The sequence below is a fragment of the Enterobacter sp. PL1 genome, from assembly GCF_945957325.1.
Lineage (GTDB): Bacteria > Pseudomonadota > Gammaproteobacteria > Enterobacterales > Enterobacteriaceae > Enterobacter > Enterobacter roggenkampii.
The window spans coordinates 67,975-83,662 of the sequence record NZ_CAMFKT010000008.1; the positions used below are offsets into that span (position 1 = coordinate 67,975).

Genomic DNA, 15,688 nt, shown 5'->3' on the forward strand with positions numbered 1-15,688 from the left:
GCAAAAAAACGAGAATGCGTTTTTATTTGAAGGAACGAGCAATGAAAAAAAATAAGAAACTGAGAGAGAGTCTTAATCCCGCTCTCTCCCGGCGTCACTTTATTCAGGCCGGGTCCGCGCTTGCCGCTCTGCCGTTTGTGGTAAAAGGCGGAAAAGCGCAGGCGGCGACAATGCCTGCGGCAGTGAACGAACCCGAAGAAAAAGTCATTCAAACCTGCAGCACTTTTGACTGTGGCGGGAAATGCGATATTCGGGCGCACGTCAGCGACGGCGTGGTCACACGCATCTCTACGCGTCCGGATAATGAACTGGATCCTCAAATGCCGGTGATGCGCGCCTGCGTTCGTGGACGCGCGTATCGGAAATTTGTTTATCATCCCGATCGGCTTAAATATCCAATGAAACGCGTGGGTAAACGTGGCGAAGGAAAATTCGAACGTATTACCTGGGATGAAGCCACAACGCTTATTGCGAATCAATTAAAAACCATTACGCAAAAATACGGTGCTGCTTCGCGCTATGTGCATGTTGGCACCGCAGTTTCGGGAGGAACGTTCTCCGGCGATAAAATGGTTCGTCGTCTCCTCAACTTAACCGGCGGCTATCTCGAAAGCTATCACTCGGTCAGTATGGGCAACACCGCAGCGGCAACGCCCTATACCTACGGTACCGCCGCCAGCGGCAGCTCGCTGGACACGTTACTGGACACCAAACTGGTCATCCTCTGGGGGCATAACCCGACGGAAACGATTTTTGGTCACAGCAACTACTTCTTCCAGAAGATGAAGCAAAACGGCACCCGCTTCATCGTTGTCGATCCGCGCTATTCAGATACGGTGTCCTCCCTTGCCGACCAGTGGGTCCCGCTGCTGCCAACAACCGATAACGCCCTGATGGACGCCATGATGTACGTGATCGTCACGGAGAACTTGCACGATCGCGACTTTATTCAGCGCTATACCCTGGGCTTTGATGAAGACGCTATGCCGGAAGGCGTTCCGGCCAATGAATCCCTGATGGCTTACCTGAACGGGGCAAAAGATGGCGTAGCAAAAACGCCTGAGTGGGCAGAGAAGATCACCCACGTGCCTGCGCAAACCATTCGTCAGCTGGCGCGCGACTACGCAACCACCAAACCCGCCGCGCTGATCCAGGGCTGGGGACCGCAGCGCCATAACTGCGGCGAGCGCACCGCGCGCGGCTCGACGTTACTGGCCACGCTAACGGGTAACGTTGGGGTGAAAGGCGGCTGGGCGGCTGGCTACGGCGGCTGTGCTAACCGTAAATTTGCCGCAGGCCCGGAGATGCCGGATAACCCGGTGAAAGCCAAAATATCGGTGATGAACTGGGTGCAGGCCGCCGACGATGCCTCTAAGGTAACGGCGGAAGTCGGCCTGAAGGATGCCGAAAAGCTGGACAGCAATATCCGCATCCTCTTCTCGCTGGCGGGCAATTATCTGGCTAACCAGAACCCGGATCTTCATCAGGCAACCCGCGTGCTGGAAGACGAGTCGAAAATCCAGTTTATCGTCGCGAGCGATCTGTTTATGACGCCGAGCGCCCGATACGCCGATCTTCTCCTGCCGGAAACCAGCTTTATGGAACGCTGGAATATCGGCGAAACCTGGGGTACCGCAAGCTATCTGATCCTGTCCGAAAAGCTGATTGAGCCTGAATTTGAGCGCCGTTCAGACTACGACTGGCTGCGGGAGGTCGCTGCTAAGCTTGGTGTCGAACCGGCATTCAGCGAAGGGCGTGACGAAAAGGCGTGGATTGAGCACATCTGGGAGCAGACAAAGCTGTCGATGCCGGAGGAAAACCTGCCAGACTTCGCGACGCTGCAAAAGACGCGTCAGCATCTCTTCAAAAGCGCGCCGTTTGTCGCCTTTGAAGACAACATTCGCGACCCGCAAAATCATCCGTTCCCGACGCCGTCCGGGAAAATTGAGATCTTCTCGAAGCGTCTATACGACATGCAGCACCCGGAGATTCCGGCGCTGTCGCACTACGTGCCTGCCCATGAAGGGCCGGAAGACGAACTGGCGAAAACCTTCCCGCTGCAGCTGATCACCTGGAAAGGGAAAAACCGCGCCAACTCTACCCAGTACGCCAACCCGTGGTTAATTGAAGCACAGCAGCAGAAACTGTGGATTAACCCTCGGGACGCGCAGAAGCGCGGCATTACGCAGGGAGATACCGTGCGTATCCATAACGCACGCGGCATTTGTGAGATCCCGGCGGAGGTTACGCCGCGCATCATTCCTGGGGTGGTAGCCATGCAGGCAGGTGCCTGGTGGCAGCCGGATGAGAAGGGCATTGATAAAGGCGGCTGCGCGAACGTGCTCAGTTCGGCTCGTATTACCGCGCTTGCGAAAGGGAATTCACATCAAACCATGCTGGTGGAGGTGGCAAAAGCATGAGTCAGTTTAAACACTACGCGCCGGTGAGCGACAAACAGCTGGGCTTTTATATCGACTCTTCACGCTGCTCAGGGTGTAAAGCCTGCCAGGTGGCATGCAAAGATAAAAACAACCTTGAGGTCGGACGTCGTTTCCGTCGCGTGTACGAAGTCAACGGCGGGAATTTCATCCCCACCGGGCAGGGCGGCGTCAGCAACAATGTGTTTGCCTACACGCTCTCTATTTCCTGTAACCACTGTGCAGACCCCATCTGCACTAAAAACTGTCCGACCACGGCGATGCACAAGCGTCCGGGAGACGGCATTGTGCGCGTTGATACAGATAAGTGCGTCGGCTGCGGCTACTGTGCGTGGTCATGCCCTTACGGCGCGCCACAGCTCAACGAGCAGACCGGGCAAATGTCAAAATGCGATTTCTGCGTGGATCTCCAGGCGAAGGGGGAGCAGCCCGTCTGTGTGGCAACCTGTCCACTCGAAGCGATTAAATTCGGGCCGATTGATGAACTGCGGGCGAAGTATGGTGCGGTCTGTGACGTGAAAGGCTTGCCTGATTCTTCCATCACAAAACCGAATCTGGTGATCAAAGCGCATCAGGGTGCAGAGAAAGAGGGCAAACGCCATGCATGAGTTACCGCTGCTGATTTTTACGCTGTTCCTGCAGGGCTCGGTAGGCGTGACGCTCTGGCTGGCGTTCGGGGGGGCGCATGCTTCGCAGCGCAGCGCGCTTCTGCCTGCTGCCGGGGCGTTTGTGCTCGCAAGCCTCGGGTTGCTCGCCTCGGCGCTGCACATGGGCTATCCGCTCAATGCTCTCAACGCGCTGCGCCATGTCTCCAGCTCCTGGCTGAGCCGTGAGATTATCTTTGCCAGCCTTTACCTGGCGGCGCTGGGTCTCGCGACGCTGCTGATGTTCGCCAAAAAGCCAGGCTGGAATCTGCTTCTGGCGGCGGCGGGCCTTGTCGGGCTGGTGGATGTGTTCTGCATGGCGCAGATCTACATGCATGCGTCCGTGGTGACGTGGCAGCATATCAACACGCTGGTGCTGTTTATCGGCTCGGTGGGCATTATTGGTTCAGCCTGCATGGCGGTTGGGATGCGTTCCCGGGCTACTCTGCGTGCGGCGGTGGTCATTATCACGCTGCTGGTGCTTGTGCGTCTGGTGATGCAGCCCGTCTGGCTGGCCGACATCTCGGCTATGGACAACACCGTGGTGACGTTCCCTCATGCGCCGTTACAGATGCTGCAACAACTGCGCACCGTGCATCTGCTGAGCTGGTGTGTGTCTGTCGTGGGTATGCTGTGCTTTGCTGCGGGCGGGTTAAAAGCGGCGCGAGGCACGATGCTGCTGGGCAGCGCCTTGCTGATTGCGGGTGAGCTGATGCTGCGCTTCGTTTTCTTCAGTATTGGCTGATGGGCAGATTGACGTTTGGCCCGGCGATGGACGTGACGCATGCGTGCGTCCGTCGCCGTTTTCGCCATGCTTCCTGTTGCGCCTGCGCTGACGTTTGTCCCGTGCAGGCTTTTTCTTTTACGGACGCAGATATCTCGGTTGATGAGAACCGCTGTATTGAATGCGGTGACTGCCTGTTTGTTTGCCCCACTGAGGCCATCACCGGCATCACGCCGCGAAAACGTTTTTTGTGTGGCGATACGCTTGTCGGGCCTTTTATTGAACGTGCGCCGGATGTGAATGAACTGCTGCTCTGGCATGCACAGCACCATGTTCGTTTTATCAGTATCGACGTGGAGCAGTATCCTGACTGGCTGCTGGCGATTGCCCGGCTTAATCTTGTGCTTCGTCGACGCGGTGAAGCGGCATGGGCGTTTAAACTTTTCCCCCTCAACGAGGTTAATATCGCCCGCCGTGCGCTGATGCACGTTCCCCGTGAGGATGTCCGGACCTGTAGCGTCGTGCCCGGTCAGCGTGAACTGCGTAGAGCGTTTTCTGGGGTTAGTGAGGCAGAGATAGATCTCGACACCGGAACGTGCGTATTGTGCGGCGCGTGCTGGCGGAGTTGTACGGAAAACGCGATTCGGTTTGAGAACGCTGAACTGATCGTCGAAACCGGACGTTGTACCGGTTGCGGCGGCTGCGAAGCGGTATGCCAGCATGCGGCGATAAAAGTGACGCAAACAGAAGGAACAGCGAAAAACGTGGCCATACTGGCATATGAAGCCGTTTGCCTGACGTGCCACCGTCATTTCTGGTCATTTACGCCTGATGAAAAGCAGTGTCCGCTCTGTTTTCACCATCAACACGATATGCGAAACCCGGACTGTTGCTAATCTTCGTCTCATTTTAAAAAAATGTTATGCAGAACCATAGGCAATAGCGCTATAGCTCTTTATAATCCGCGCCACACCATACTCAGGTATGCAAAACAACAGAACATTGACAGAGGTTATCATGGCTATTGAACGTACTTTTTCCATCATCAAACCAAACGCGGTGGCAAAAAACGTTATTGGCAGCATCTTCGCTCGCTTTGAATCTGCAGGGTTCAAAATTGTTGGTACCAAAATGCTGCACCTGACCGTTGAGCAGGCTCGCGGCTTCTACGCTGAGCACGAAGGTCGCCCATTCTTTGACGGCCTGGTGGAGTTCATGACCTCCGGTCCAATCGTGGTATCCGTACTGGAAGGCGAAAACGCCGTACAGCGTCACCGCGACCTGCTGGGCGCAACCAACCCGGACAACGCGCTGGCAGGTACTCTGCGCGCTGACTACGCTGATAGCTTCACCGAGAACGGTACCCACGGTTCTGACTCTGTTGGATCTGCTGCACGCGAAATCGCTTTCTTCTTCGCAGAAGGCGAAGTGTGTCCACGTACTCGTTAATTTAACGGTTTCGTTTACACATTATTTTCGTAAATGCCGCGTCCAGACGTGGCATCCCTGCGCCAGACTTTGTACAATGCAACGCCCCGGACGAGCAGACCGCTTTCCGGGGCGTTTCTATTCAACCCTCCATGGGCCATAACGTGTAACAACGAGGCCGGTAAATATTATGTCTGAATTAGTGAATACCTCCGAAGTCGCCATTCCTGCGGTTCCCAATAAAAATGGAAAAATCAACCTGCTGGATCTGAACCGTCAGCAGATGCGCGAGTTCTTCAAAGAGATGGGCGAAAAGCCGTTTCGTGCCGATCAGGTCATGAAGTGGATGTACCATTACTGCAGCGACAATTTTGATGACATGACTGACATCAACAAGGTCCTGCGCAATAAGCTCAAAGAAGTGGCTGAAATCCGCGCCCCGGAAGTAGTGGAAGAGCAGCGCTCCGCAGATGGCACCATCAAATGGGCGATTGCGGTGGGCGATCAGCGCGTTGAAACCGTCTACATTCCGGAAGAAGACCGCGCGACGCTGTGCGTCTCCTCCCAGGTTGGCTGTGCGCTGGAGTGCAAATTCTGCTCAACCGCGCAGCAAGGCTTTAACCGTAACCTGCGTGTTTCAGAAATTATCGGCCAGGTCTGGCGTGCTGCGAAAATCGTCGGCGCGGCAAAAGTGACCGGCACTCGCCCAATCACCAACGTGGTGATGATGGGGATGGGTGAACCGCTGCTGAACCTGACCAACGTCGTTCCGGCGATGGAAATCATGCTGGATGACTTCGGCTTTGGTCTGTCCAAGCGTCGCGTCACGCTGTCGACCTCAGGCGTTGTGCCTGCGCTGGACAAGCTCGGCGATATGATTGACGTCGCGCTGGCGATCTCCCTGCACGCGCCAAACGATGAAATTCGTGACGAAATTGTGCCAATCAACAAAAAGTACAATATCGAAACCTTCCTCGCTGCCGTACGTCGCTATCTGGAGAAATCCAACGCCAACCAGGGTCGCGTCACTATCGAGTACGTGATGCTGGACCACGTCAACGACGGTACCGAACATGCGCATCAGCTGGCTGAACTGCTGAAAGATACGCCATGTAAAATCAACCTGATCCCGTGGAACCCGTTCCCGGGCGCGCCGTATGGCCGTAGCTCGAACAGCCGTATCGACCGTTTCTCCAAGGTGCTGATGGAGTATGGTTTCACCACCATCGTGCGTAAAACGCGTGGTGATGATATTGATGCCGCATGTGGACAGCTGGCTGGTGATGTTATTGACCGTACCAAGCGTACCCTGCGTAAACGCATGCAGGGCGAGGCGATCGCGGTTAAAGCTGTTTGATTATTATGCACTCACGGCGCATTATCTGCGCCGTGAGACATAACCTTACTGAATAATCAGTCAGATTCGTGAAGACTGATCAATAATTACGGTGCGTTTCATCCGACTTTCGGGCAGTATGTAACGACGTAACAACAGTTTAGCCGTACGGGCAGGGCTGTACTGTCATCTCCGGGCTGACAGTCTTATACTCTGTGTTCAAGCTTAACTGACCAGAAGTTTCGCGGTGCGGGTGGCATTGTGACTCACCGGCGCCTGAACCCTTTTTTTCACGTACCAGTAGTTGTAGCGAATGAATACTGAAGCCACTCACGACCAACATGAAGCACTCTCCACTGGCGTTCGTCTTCGCAACGCCCGTGAACAACTCGGACTCAGCCAGCAAGCCGTCGCAGAACGCTTGTGCCTGAAGGTTTCCACGGTTCGCGATATTGAAGAAGATAAGGCACCCGCCGATCTGGCTTCAACGTTCTTGCGCGGTTATATCCGCTCTTACGCAAAACTGGTGCACATCCCCGAAAACGAATTACTGCCAATGATGGAGAAGCAGGCGCCGGTCCGTGCAGCAAAAGTTGCGCCGATGCAGACCTTCTCCCTGGGGAAACGTCGTAAAAAACGTGATGGCTGGCTGATGAGCTTTACCTGGCTGGTGCTGTTTGTGGTGGTCGGTCTGACCGGTGCGTGGTGGTGGCAAAACCACAAGGCGCAGCAGGAAGAGATCACCACTATGGCCGATCAATCCTCCGCCGAACTCAACCAGGCCGGAACGGATAACGCCCAGAGCGTGCCGCTGAATACCGACGGTGCAGCGACTTCCAGCGAGCCACAGACCGCAGCGCCAGATGCGACAGCGACCAATGCTGCGCAGGCTCCGGCAGCAACGGCTAATACCGCTGCGCCTCAGGCTCAGGATCAAAACGCGGTGGTTGCCCCTTCTCAGGCGAATGTTGATACTGCGGCGAACGCGCCTGCGGCTACTCAGCCTGCAGACAATACCGCAGCGTCTCTGCCAACCAGCCCGGCGGGTACGGCGACACCCGCAGCCGATCCTGACGCGCTGGTAATGAACTTCAGTGCCGACTGCTGGCTGGAAGTGACTGACGCGACAGGTAAAAAACTGTTCAGCGGCCTGCAGCGTAAAGATGGCACGTTAAACCTAACGGGCCAGGCGCCTTATAAACTTAAAATCGGCGCTCCGGCAGCGGTACAGATCCAGTATCAAGGAAAACCTGTCGACCTGAGCCGCTTTATCAGAACTAACCAGGTTGCACGTCTTACCGTTAATGCCGAACAATCAGCAGCACAGTAACAGACGGGCAACGCGGGAGATTTTTCATGCATAACCAGGCTCCGATTCAACGTAGAAAATCGAAACGGATTTACGTTGGGAATGTGCCAATCGGCGATGGGGCACCTATCGCCGTTCAGTCGATGACCAATACGCGCACCACCGATGTGGAAGCGACGGTCAATCAAATCAAAGCATTAGAACGTGTCGGCGCGGATATTGTTCGCGTCTCCGTCCCGACCATGGATGCGGCTGAGGCGTTCAAACTGATCAAACAGCAGGTCAGCGTTCCGCTGGTGGCTGATATTCACTTCGACTACCGCATCGCACTGAAAGTGGCCGAATACGGCGTCGATTGCCTGCGTATTAACCCGGGCAACATCGGTAACGAAGAGCGTATCCGCATGGTCGTGGACTGCGCCCGCGATAAAAATATTCCTATCCGTATCGGCGTTAACGCCGGTTCCCTGGAAAAAGATCTGCAGGAAAAATACGGTGAGCCTACGCCGCAGGCGCTGCTCGAATCCGCGATGCGTCACGTCGATCATCTCGATCGCCTTAACTTCGATCAGTTCAAAGTCAGCGTAAAAGCGTCCGACGTGTTCCTGGCCGTAGAATCTTATCGCCTGCTGGCAAAGCAGATCGATCAGCCTCTGCACCTCGGGATCACCGAAGCGGGCGGCCTGCGTAGCGGCTCGGTAAAATCCGCGATCGGTCTGGGGCTGCTGCTCTCTGAAGGGATCGGTGACACCCTGCGCGTCTCGCTGGCGGCGGATCCTGTCGAAGAGATCAAGGTCGGCTTCGATATCCTGAAATCACTGCGTATTCGCGCGCGTGGGATCAACTTCATTGCCTGCCCAACCTGTTCACGTCAGGAGTTCGATGTGATCGGTACGGTGAATGCCCTGGAGCAACGTCTGGAAGACATTATCACCCCGATGGACGTCTCCATCATCGGCTGCGTGGTGAACGGTCCGGGTGAAGCCCTGGTGTCAACCCTGGGCGTGACCGGCGGTAACAAGAAAAGTGGTCTCTATGAAGATGGCGTTCGAAAAGATCGTCTGGATAATAGTGACATGATCGACCAGCTTGAAGCCCGCATCCGCGCCAAAGCCGCCATGATGGACGAGACACAGCGTATCAACGTTCAGCAGGTTGAAAAATAACGTGATGGGAAGCCGTGAGCTTCCCATGTATGATTGAACCCATTCTTTGGGTTTTTTTTGTATATAGAAAGAGAATAAACGTGGCAAAAAACATTCAAGCCATCCGCGGCATGAACGATTATCTGCCTGGCGAAACCGCCATCTGGCAGCGCATTGAAGGCACGCTGAAGCAGGTGCTCGGCAGCTACGGTTACAGCGAAATTCGTTTGCCGATTGTAGAGCAGACCCCGTTATTCAAACGCGCGATCGGTGAAGTGACCGACGTGGTTGAAAAAGAGATGTACACCTTTGAGGACCGCAACGGCGACAGCCTGACCCTGCGTCCGGAAGGGACGGCGGGCTGCGTACGCGCCGGCATCGAACATGGTCTTCTGTACAATCAGGAGCAGCGTCTGTGGTATATCGGCCCAATGTTCCGCCACGAACGTCCTCAGAAAGGGCGTTATCGCCAGTTTAATCAGCTGGGTGTGGAAGTCTTTGGCCTGCAGGGCCCGGACATCGACGCTGAACTGATTATGCTGACCGCCCGCTGGTGGCGTGCGCTCGGTATCGCCGATCACGTTTCCCTCGAGCTGAACTCTATCGGTTCTCTGGAAGCGCGTGCGAACTACCGCGATGCGCTGGTGGCGTTCCTGGAACAGCATAAAGAGAAGCTGGACGAAGACTGCAAACGTCGCATGTACAGCAACCCGCTGCGCGTTCTGGATTCCAAAAACGCCGATGTTCAGGCACTGCTGAACGATGCGCCTGCGCTGGGTGATTACCTGGATGAAGAATCTCGCGAACACTTCGCGGGCCTGTGCAAGCTGCTTGAAGCGGCTGGCATCGCCTACACCGTAAACCAGCGTCTGGTGCGCGGTCTGGACTACTACAACCGTACCGTGTTTGAGTGGGTCACCACCAGCCTCGGCTCTCAGGGCACCGTGTGCGCGGGCGGCCGTTACGACGGTCTGGTTGAGCAACTTGGCGGTCGCGCTGCGCCTGCGGTTGGCTTCGCGATGGGTCTTGAGCGACTTGTTTTGCTGGTTCAGGCAGTTAATCCGGAATTTAAAGCAGATTCCGTTGTCGATATATACCTGGTGGCCTCAGGCGCGGAAACGCAGTCTGCGGCAATGCAGCTTGCCGAACGCGTGCGCGATGCGCTGCCGGGCGTTAAGCTGATGACCAACCATGGCGGCGGCAACTTCAAAAAACAGTTTGCTCGTGCCGATAAGTGGGGCGCAAGTATCGCACTGGTGCTGGGTGAGTCCGAAGTGGCCAACGGCGAAGTGGTGGTGAAAGACCTGCGCTCTGGTGAGCAGACAACAGTAACGCAGGACGGCGTTGCGGCGCACTTGCGCACTCTATTGGGCTAAGGAGAAGGACTGCGTGGAAATTTACGAGAACGAACACGATCAGGTCGACGCGATTAAACGCTTCTTTGCTGAAAACGGCAAAGCGCTGGTTGTTGGGGTTATTTTAGGTGTCGGTGCGCTGGTAGGCTGGCGTTACTGGAACAATCATCAGGCGGATTCCGCGCGCGGCGCGTCCCTGTCCTATGAAAATACCGTGAGCGCAATTCGTGCCGATCAGCCGCAAACGCTGACGGCGGCAGAAAAATTTGCGGCTGACAACAAAAACACCTACGGTGCACTGGCTGCGCTGGAAGTGGCTCAGCAGTACGTTGATAAGAACGAACTGGATAAAGCCGTTGCTCAGCTGTCTCAGGGCCTTGCTGCCGCCAGTGATGAAAATCTGAAAGCGGTGATCAATCTGCGCCTGGCACGTATTCAGGTTCAGCAGAAGAAAGCTGACGATGCGCTGAAAACGCTCGATACCATCAAAGGCGAAGGCTTTGCTGCCATCGTTGCCGATCTGCGCGGTGAAGCACTGCTGAGCAAAGGTGACAAAGCGGGCGCGCGTAAAGCGTGGCAAGCTGGCGTAGAGAGCAATGCCTCACCTGCGCTGAGCGAAATGATGCAGATGAAAATAAATAATTTGTCCGTCTGAGAGGGACCCGATGCAATTGCGTAAATTACTTCTGCCAGGACTGCTTTCTGTTACGTTATTGAGTGGTTGTTCACTGTTCAGTGGCGAAGAAGACGTTGTGAAAATGTCCCCACTGCCGACGGTTGAAAACCAGTTTACCCCATCCACCGCGTGGGATGTCTCCGTGGGCAATGGGATTGGTGATTTCTATTCCAACCTTCATCCTGCGTATGCAGACAGCGTTGTCTATGCGGCCGATCGCAAAGGTACCGTGAAAGCGGTGAACGCGGATGACGGAAAAGAAGTGTGGTCCGTTAACCTGGCGGAAAAAGACGGCTGGTTCTCCCGTAAGCCTGCACTGCTGTCTGGCGGCCTGACCGTTGCCGGTGGCCACGTCTACGTGGGCAGCGAAAAAGCGCAGGTCTATGCCCTGAACAGCAGCGACGGTTCCATTGCCTGGCAAACGACCGTGGCGGGTGAATCCCTCTCTCGTCCGGTGGTGAGCGATGGCCTGGTGCTGATTCATACCAGCAACGGCCAGCTGCAGGCGCTGAACGAAGCGGACGGCCTGGTGAAATGGACCGTTAACCTGGATATGCCTGCGCTCTCTCTGCGTGGCGAATCTGCCCCGGCTACCGCATTTGGTGCTGCCATTGTCGGCGGCGACAACGGTCGCGTAAGCGCCGTGCTGATGCAGCAGGGCCAGATGATCTGGCAGCAGCGTATCTCTCAGGCCACTGGCTCAACGGAAATTGACCGTCTGAGCGACGTGGACACAACGCCGGTCATCGTTAACGGTGTGGTTTACGCGCTGGCCTACAACGGCAACCTGACCGCGCTGGATCTGCGCAGCGGCCAGATCATGTGGAAACGTGAGCTGGGCTCGGTGAATGATTTCATCGTTGAAGGTAACCGCATCTATATGGTTGACCAGAACGACCGTCTGCTGGCCCTGAGCACCGAAGGCGGCGTGACGCTGTGGACGCAAAGCGATCTGCTGCACCGTCTGCTGACTGCGCCAGCGCTGTACAACGGTAGCCTGGTTGTCGGCGACAGCGAAGGGTATATGCACTGGATCGATCCGGATAATGGCCGCTTTGTTGCGCAGCAAAAAGTCGACAGCTCCGGTTTCCTGACCGACCCGGTTGTGGCCGACGGCAAACTGCTGATTCAGGCAAAAGACGGCACGCTGTACGCGATCACGCGTTAATTACCCGGCGGTTGTAGTATACTAAACGGCTCCTGTTCACTCAGGAGCCGTTTTGACATTTTTAAAAACGCCGCGAAAGCGACGTTATTTTGAATTTTATGAGGCTTCAAACATGGTACCTGTGGTCGCGCTTGTCGGGCGCCCTAACGTTGGAAAATCCACTCTTTTTAACCGTTTAACACGCACCCGTGATGCGCTGGTTGCGGATTTCCCGGGGCTGACGCGTGACCGTAAGTACGGTCGTGCAGAGGTGGAAGGTCGCGAGTTCATCTGTATTGATACCGGTGGTATTGACGGCACAGAAGACGGCGTGGAAACCCGCATGGCGGAACAGTCGCTGCTGGCGATTGAAGAAGCGGACGTGGTGCTGTTCATGGTGGACGCGCGCGCTGGCCTGATGCCGGCGGACTCCGCTATCGCTAAACACCTGCGTTCACGCGAAAAGCCAACCTTCCTGGTGGCGAACAAAACCGACGGCATCGATGCCGATCAGGCTATCGCAGATTTCTGGTCACTGGGTCTGGGTGAAATCTATCCTATCGCGGCATCGCATGGCCGTGGCGTCACCAGCCTGCTGGAAACCGTTCTGCTGCCGTGGGTTGACGAAGTGAACCCGCCGGAAGAGGTGGACGAAGACGCGGAATACTGGGCGCAGTTTGAAGACGGCGAAGCGGGCGAAGAAGAAGAGCCTGAAGACGACTTCAACCCGCAGGATCTGCCGATCAAGCTGGCCATCGTGGGCCGTCCAAACGTAGGTAAGTCTACACTTACTAACCGTATTCTGGGTGAAGAGCGCGTGGTCGTTTACGATATGCCGGGCACCACCCGCGACAGTATCTACATCCCGATGCAGCGCGATGAGCGTGAGTATGTCCTCATCGACACCGCCGGGGTGCGTAAGCGCGGGAAAATCACCGATGTGGTGGAAAAATTCTCCGTTATCAAAACCCTGCAGGCGATTGAAGATGCCAACGTCGTGCTGCTGGTTATCGACGCACGCGAAGGGATCTCCGATCAGGACCTCTCTCTGCTCGGCTTTATCCTCAATAGTGGGCGCTCACTGGTTATCGTGGTCAACAAATGGGATGGCCTGAGCAATGAAGTGCGTGAGCAGGTGAAAGAGACCCTCGACTTCCGTCTGGGCTTTATCGACTTTGCTCGCGTACACTTCATCTCTGCGCTGCACGGCAGCGGCGTGGGTAACCTGTTCGAATCCGTGCGCGAAGCGTACGACAGCTCCACCCGTCGTCAGAGCACCGCCATGCTGACCCGTATCATGAATATGGCTGCGGAAGACCATCAGCCGCCGCTGGTGCGCGGCCGTCGCGTGAAGCTGAAATACGCCCACGCCGGTGGTTATAACCCGCCAATCGTGGTGATCCACGGCAACCAGGTGAAAGACCTGCCGGATTCCTACAAGCGCTATCTGATGAACTACTTCCGTAAGTCGCTGGACGTGATGGGCACGCCTATCCGTATCCAGTTCAAGGAAGGGGAAAACCCGTTCGCCAACAAGCGCAACACCCTGACGCCAAACCAGATGCGCAAGCGTAAGCGTCTGATTAAGCACATTAAGAAAAGCAAATAAGCTTTGCTGAACGCACGAAAGCCCGCGACTCTCGCGGGCTTTTTTTTGCCCATTCATACCGCCGGTTTTCTCTGTGTGAAGTCAATCACTATTCACTTTTAACCAAGTTTAAATCTAAGAAAGTAGACAATCGTCGAATTTTCATCTTAAAGTCCAGGGTCCGGTACTAGACAAAACTAGCGCCTGGTTATCAAATGGTTAACCAACTTTTCGCCGCATGTAAAAAATCGGCCAGATACGTAACTGGCCGGCGTACCTGCTGGTGTTTACAAGCACGACGACATACCTTTCGGGAGAATTATGCAATCCTCTGTTAATCAAAAAGAAAGCCGAACGTTCTTCGGCCACCCGTATCCGCTCGGTTCGCTGTTCTTCACCGAGATGTGGGAGCGTTTCTCGTTTTACGGCATTCGTCCGTTACTGATCCTGTTTATGGCCGCCACCGTCTATGACGGCGGGATGGGCCTGGCGCGTGAAAACGCCTCGGCGATTGTCGGTATCTTTGCCGGTACCATGTACCTGGCCGCGCTGCCGGGCGGCTGGCTGGCGGATAACTGGCTCGGCCAGCAGAGAGCCGTCTGGTACGGTTCGATCCTGATTGCGCTCGGTCACCTGTCGATTGCGCTCTCGGCCATCATGGGCAATAACCTGTTCTTTATCGGCCTGATGTTCATCGTGCTCGGCTCCGGGCTGTTTAAGACCTGTATCTCGGTAATGGTCGGTACCCTTTATAAAAAAGGCGACGCGCGCCGTGACGGCGGTTTCTCGCTGTTCTATATGGGCATCAACATGGGCTCGTTCATTGCCCCGCTGATTTCCGGCTGGCTGATCAAAACCCACGGCTGGCACTGGGGCTTTGGTATTGGTGGTATCGGGATGCTGGTGGCGCTGATTATCTTCCGCGTGTTTGCCGTTCCGGCAATGAAACGCTATGACGGCGAAGTCGGCCTCGATTCCACCTGGAACAGCCCGGTGGTGAAGCGTAACGGCGTGGGCGCCTGGCTGCTGGCGCTGGCGGCAGGCGTGGCAACGATCGTGACGCTGATTGCGCAGGGTGTGATTGTGATTAACCCGGTCGCGGTAGCCAGCGTGCTGGTCTACGTGATTGCGGCATCCGTTGCCCTCTACTTTATTTATCTGTTTGTTTTTGCAGGACTGAACCGTAAAGAGCGCGCCAGACTGCTGGTCTGCTTTATTCTGCTGATCTCCGCGGCGTTCTTCTGGTCCGCGTTCGAGCAGAAGCCAACCTCGTTCAACCTGTTTGCCAACGACTACACTAACCGCATGATCGGCGATTTCGAAATCCCGGCGGTGTGGTTCCAGTCAATCAACGCCCTGTTCATCATCCTGCTGGCACCGGTGTTCAGCTGGGCGTGGCCGAAGCTGGCGAGCATGAACATTCGTCCGAGCAGCATCACCAAGTTTGTTATCGGTATCCTGTGTGCCGCAGCGGGCTTTGGCCTGATGATGCTGGCGGCACAGAACGTGCTGAGCAGCGGTGGGGCGGGCGTATCGCCGTTCTGGCTGGTGGGCAGTATCCTGATGCTGACGCTCGGCGAGCTGTGTCTCAGCCCGATTGGCCTGGCGACCATGACGCTGCTGGCGCCGGAGAGAATGCGCGGCCAGATGATGGGGCTGTGGTTCTGTGCGAGCGCGCTGGGTAACCTGGCGGCGGGTCTGATTGGCGGCCACGTGAAGGCCGACCAGCTGGATATGCTGCCGGATCTCTTTGCGCGCTGCTCCGTCGCGCTGCTGATTTGTGCCGCGGTACTGATCGTCCTCATTGTTCCGGTACGTCGCATGCTGGAAAATGCGCAGACTAAACCGGCTGCTAACGCCTCATAAACCTCGGGCTTGCCGGGGCGGCGTTATGCCCC

At 55.9% G+C, this 15,688-nt stretch carries 13 protein-coding genes; all 13 read left to right on the forward strand.

Going from position 1 to position 15,688, the window contains the following annotated elements:
- Positions 1 to 41 precede the first annotated feature (41 nt).
- The 13 genes from N6P30_RS09400 to N6P30_RS09460 all read left to right on the forward strand — a co-directional run bounded on the left by N6P30_RS09400 (position 42) and on the right by N6P30_RS09460 (position 15,656).
- Positions 42 to 2,420 (forward strand): DMSO/selenate family reductase complex A subunit, encoded by a 2,379-nt coding sequence (locus N6P30_RS09400; RefSeq protein WP_023294314.1) that lies wholly within the window; start codon positions 42 to 44, stop codon positions 2,418 to 2,420.
- On the forward strand, positions 2,417 to 3,046 hold the full coding sequence (locus N6P30_RS09405) for a DMSO/selenate family reductase complex B subunit (RefSeq protein ID WP_003860631.1): 630 nt from the start codon (positions 2,417 to 2,419) through the stop codon (positions 3,044 to 3,046). The genes N6P30_RS09400 and N6P30_RS09405 overlap by 4 nt, the downstream gene beginning before the upstream one ends.
- Entirely contained in the window at positions 3,039 to 3,827 is a 789-nt protein-coding gene (locus N6P30_RS09410) for a dimethyl sulfoxide reductase anchor subunit family protein (RefSeq protein ID WP_023294313.1), read from the forward strand. Before N6P30_RS09405 ends, N6P30_RS09410 begins: the two co-directional genes overlap by 8 nt.
- Entirely contained in the window at positions 3,827 to 4,702 is an 876-nt protein-coding gene (locus N6P30_RS09415) for a 4Fe-4S binding protein (RefSeq protein WP_023294312.1), read from the forward strand. Before N6P30_RS09410 ends, N6P30_RS09415 begins: the two co-directional genes overlap by 1 nt.
- 121 nt (positions 4,703 to 4,823) lie before the next feature.
- Entirely contained in the window at positions 4,824 to 5,255 is a 432-nt protein-coding gene (gene ndk / locus N6P30_RS09420) for a nucleoside-diphosphate kinase (RefSeq protein ID WP_154827305.1), read from the forward strand.
- A gap of 169 nt (positions 5,256 to 5,424) precedes the next feature.
- Positions 5,425 to 6,591, forward strand: a complete 1,167-nt coding sequence (locus N6P30_RS09425; RefSeq protein ID WP_023294311.1) for a bifunctional tRNA (adenosine(37)-C2)-methyltransferase TrmG/ribosomal RNA large subunit methyltransferase RlmN — start codon at positions 5,425 to 5,427, stop codon at positions 6,589 to 6,591.
- Positions 6,592 to 6,883: 292 nt separating this feature from the next.
- Positions 6,884 to 7,900 carry a cytoskeleton protein RodZ gene (rodZ, locus tag N6P30_RS09430; protein WP_023294310.1) on the forward strand — a complete coding sequence of 339 codons (1,017 nt, stop codon included), beginning with the start codon at positions 6,884 to 6,886 and terminating at the stop codon, positions 7,898 to 7,900.
- A gap of 26 nt (positions 7,901 to 7,926) precedes the next feature.
- Positions 7,927 to 9,045, forward strand: coding sequence for a flavodoxin-dependent (E)-4-hydroxy-3-methylbut-2-enyl-diphosphate synthase (gene ispG, locus N6P30_RS09435; RefSeq protein WP_008502138.1), 1,119 nt, complete (start codon positions 7,927 to 7,929; stop codon positions 9,043 to 9,045).
- 80 nt (positions 9,046 to 9,125) lie between these two features.
- Entirely contained in the window at positions 9,126 to 10,400 is a 1,275-nt protein-coding gene (gene hisS, locus N6P30_RS09440; protein WP_032622984.1) for a histidine--tRNA ligase, read from the forward strand.
- A gap of 13 nt (positions 10,401 to 10,413) precedes the next feature.
- A complete protein-coding gene (locus N6P30_RS09445; RefSeq protein WP_008502136.1) occupies positions 10,414 to 11,034 on the forward strand; it encodes a YfgM family protein in 621 nt (206 codons plus the stop codon).
- A gap of 10 nt (positions 11,035 to 11,044) precedes the next feature.
- Positions 11,045 to 12,223: an outer membrane protein assembly factor BamB gene (bamB, locus tag N6P30_RS09450; protein WP_008502135.1), complete on the forward strand. Its 1,179-nt coding sequence runs from the start codon at positions 11,045 to 11,047 to the stop codon at positions 12,221 to 12,223.
- A 112-nt stretch (positions 12,224 to 12,335) separates the two neighbouring features.
- Positions 12,336 to 13,811, forward strand: a complete 1,476-nt coding sequence (gene der / locus N6P30_RS09455) for a ribosome biogenesis GTPase Der (protein ID WP_008502134.1) — start codon at positions 12,336 to 12,338, stop codon at positions 13,809 to 13,811.
- 300 nt (positions 13,812 to 14,111) lie between these two features.
- Positions 14,112 to 15,656: a peptide MFS transporter gene (locus tag N6P30_RS09460; RefSeq protein ID WP_008502133.1), complete on the forward strand. Its 1,545-nt coding sequence runs from the start codon at positions 14,112 to 14,114 to the stop codon at positions 15,654 to 15,656.
- Positions 15,657 to 15,688 lie beyond the last annotated feature (32 nt).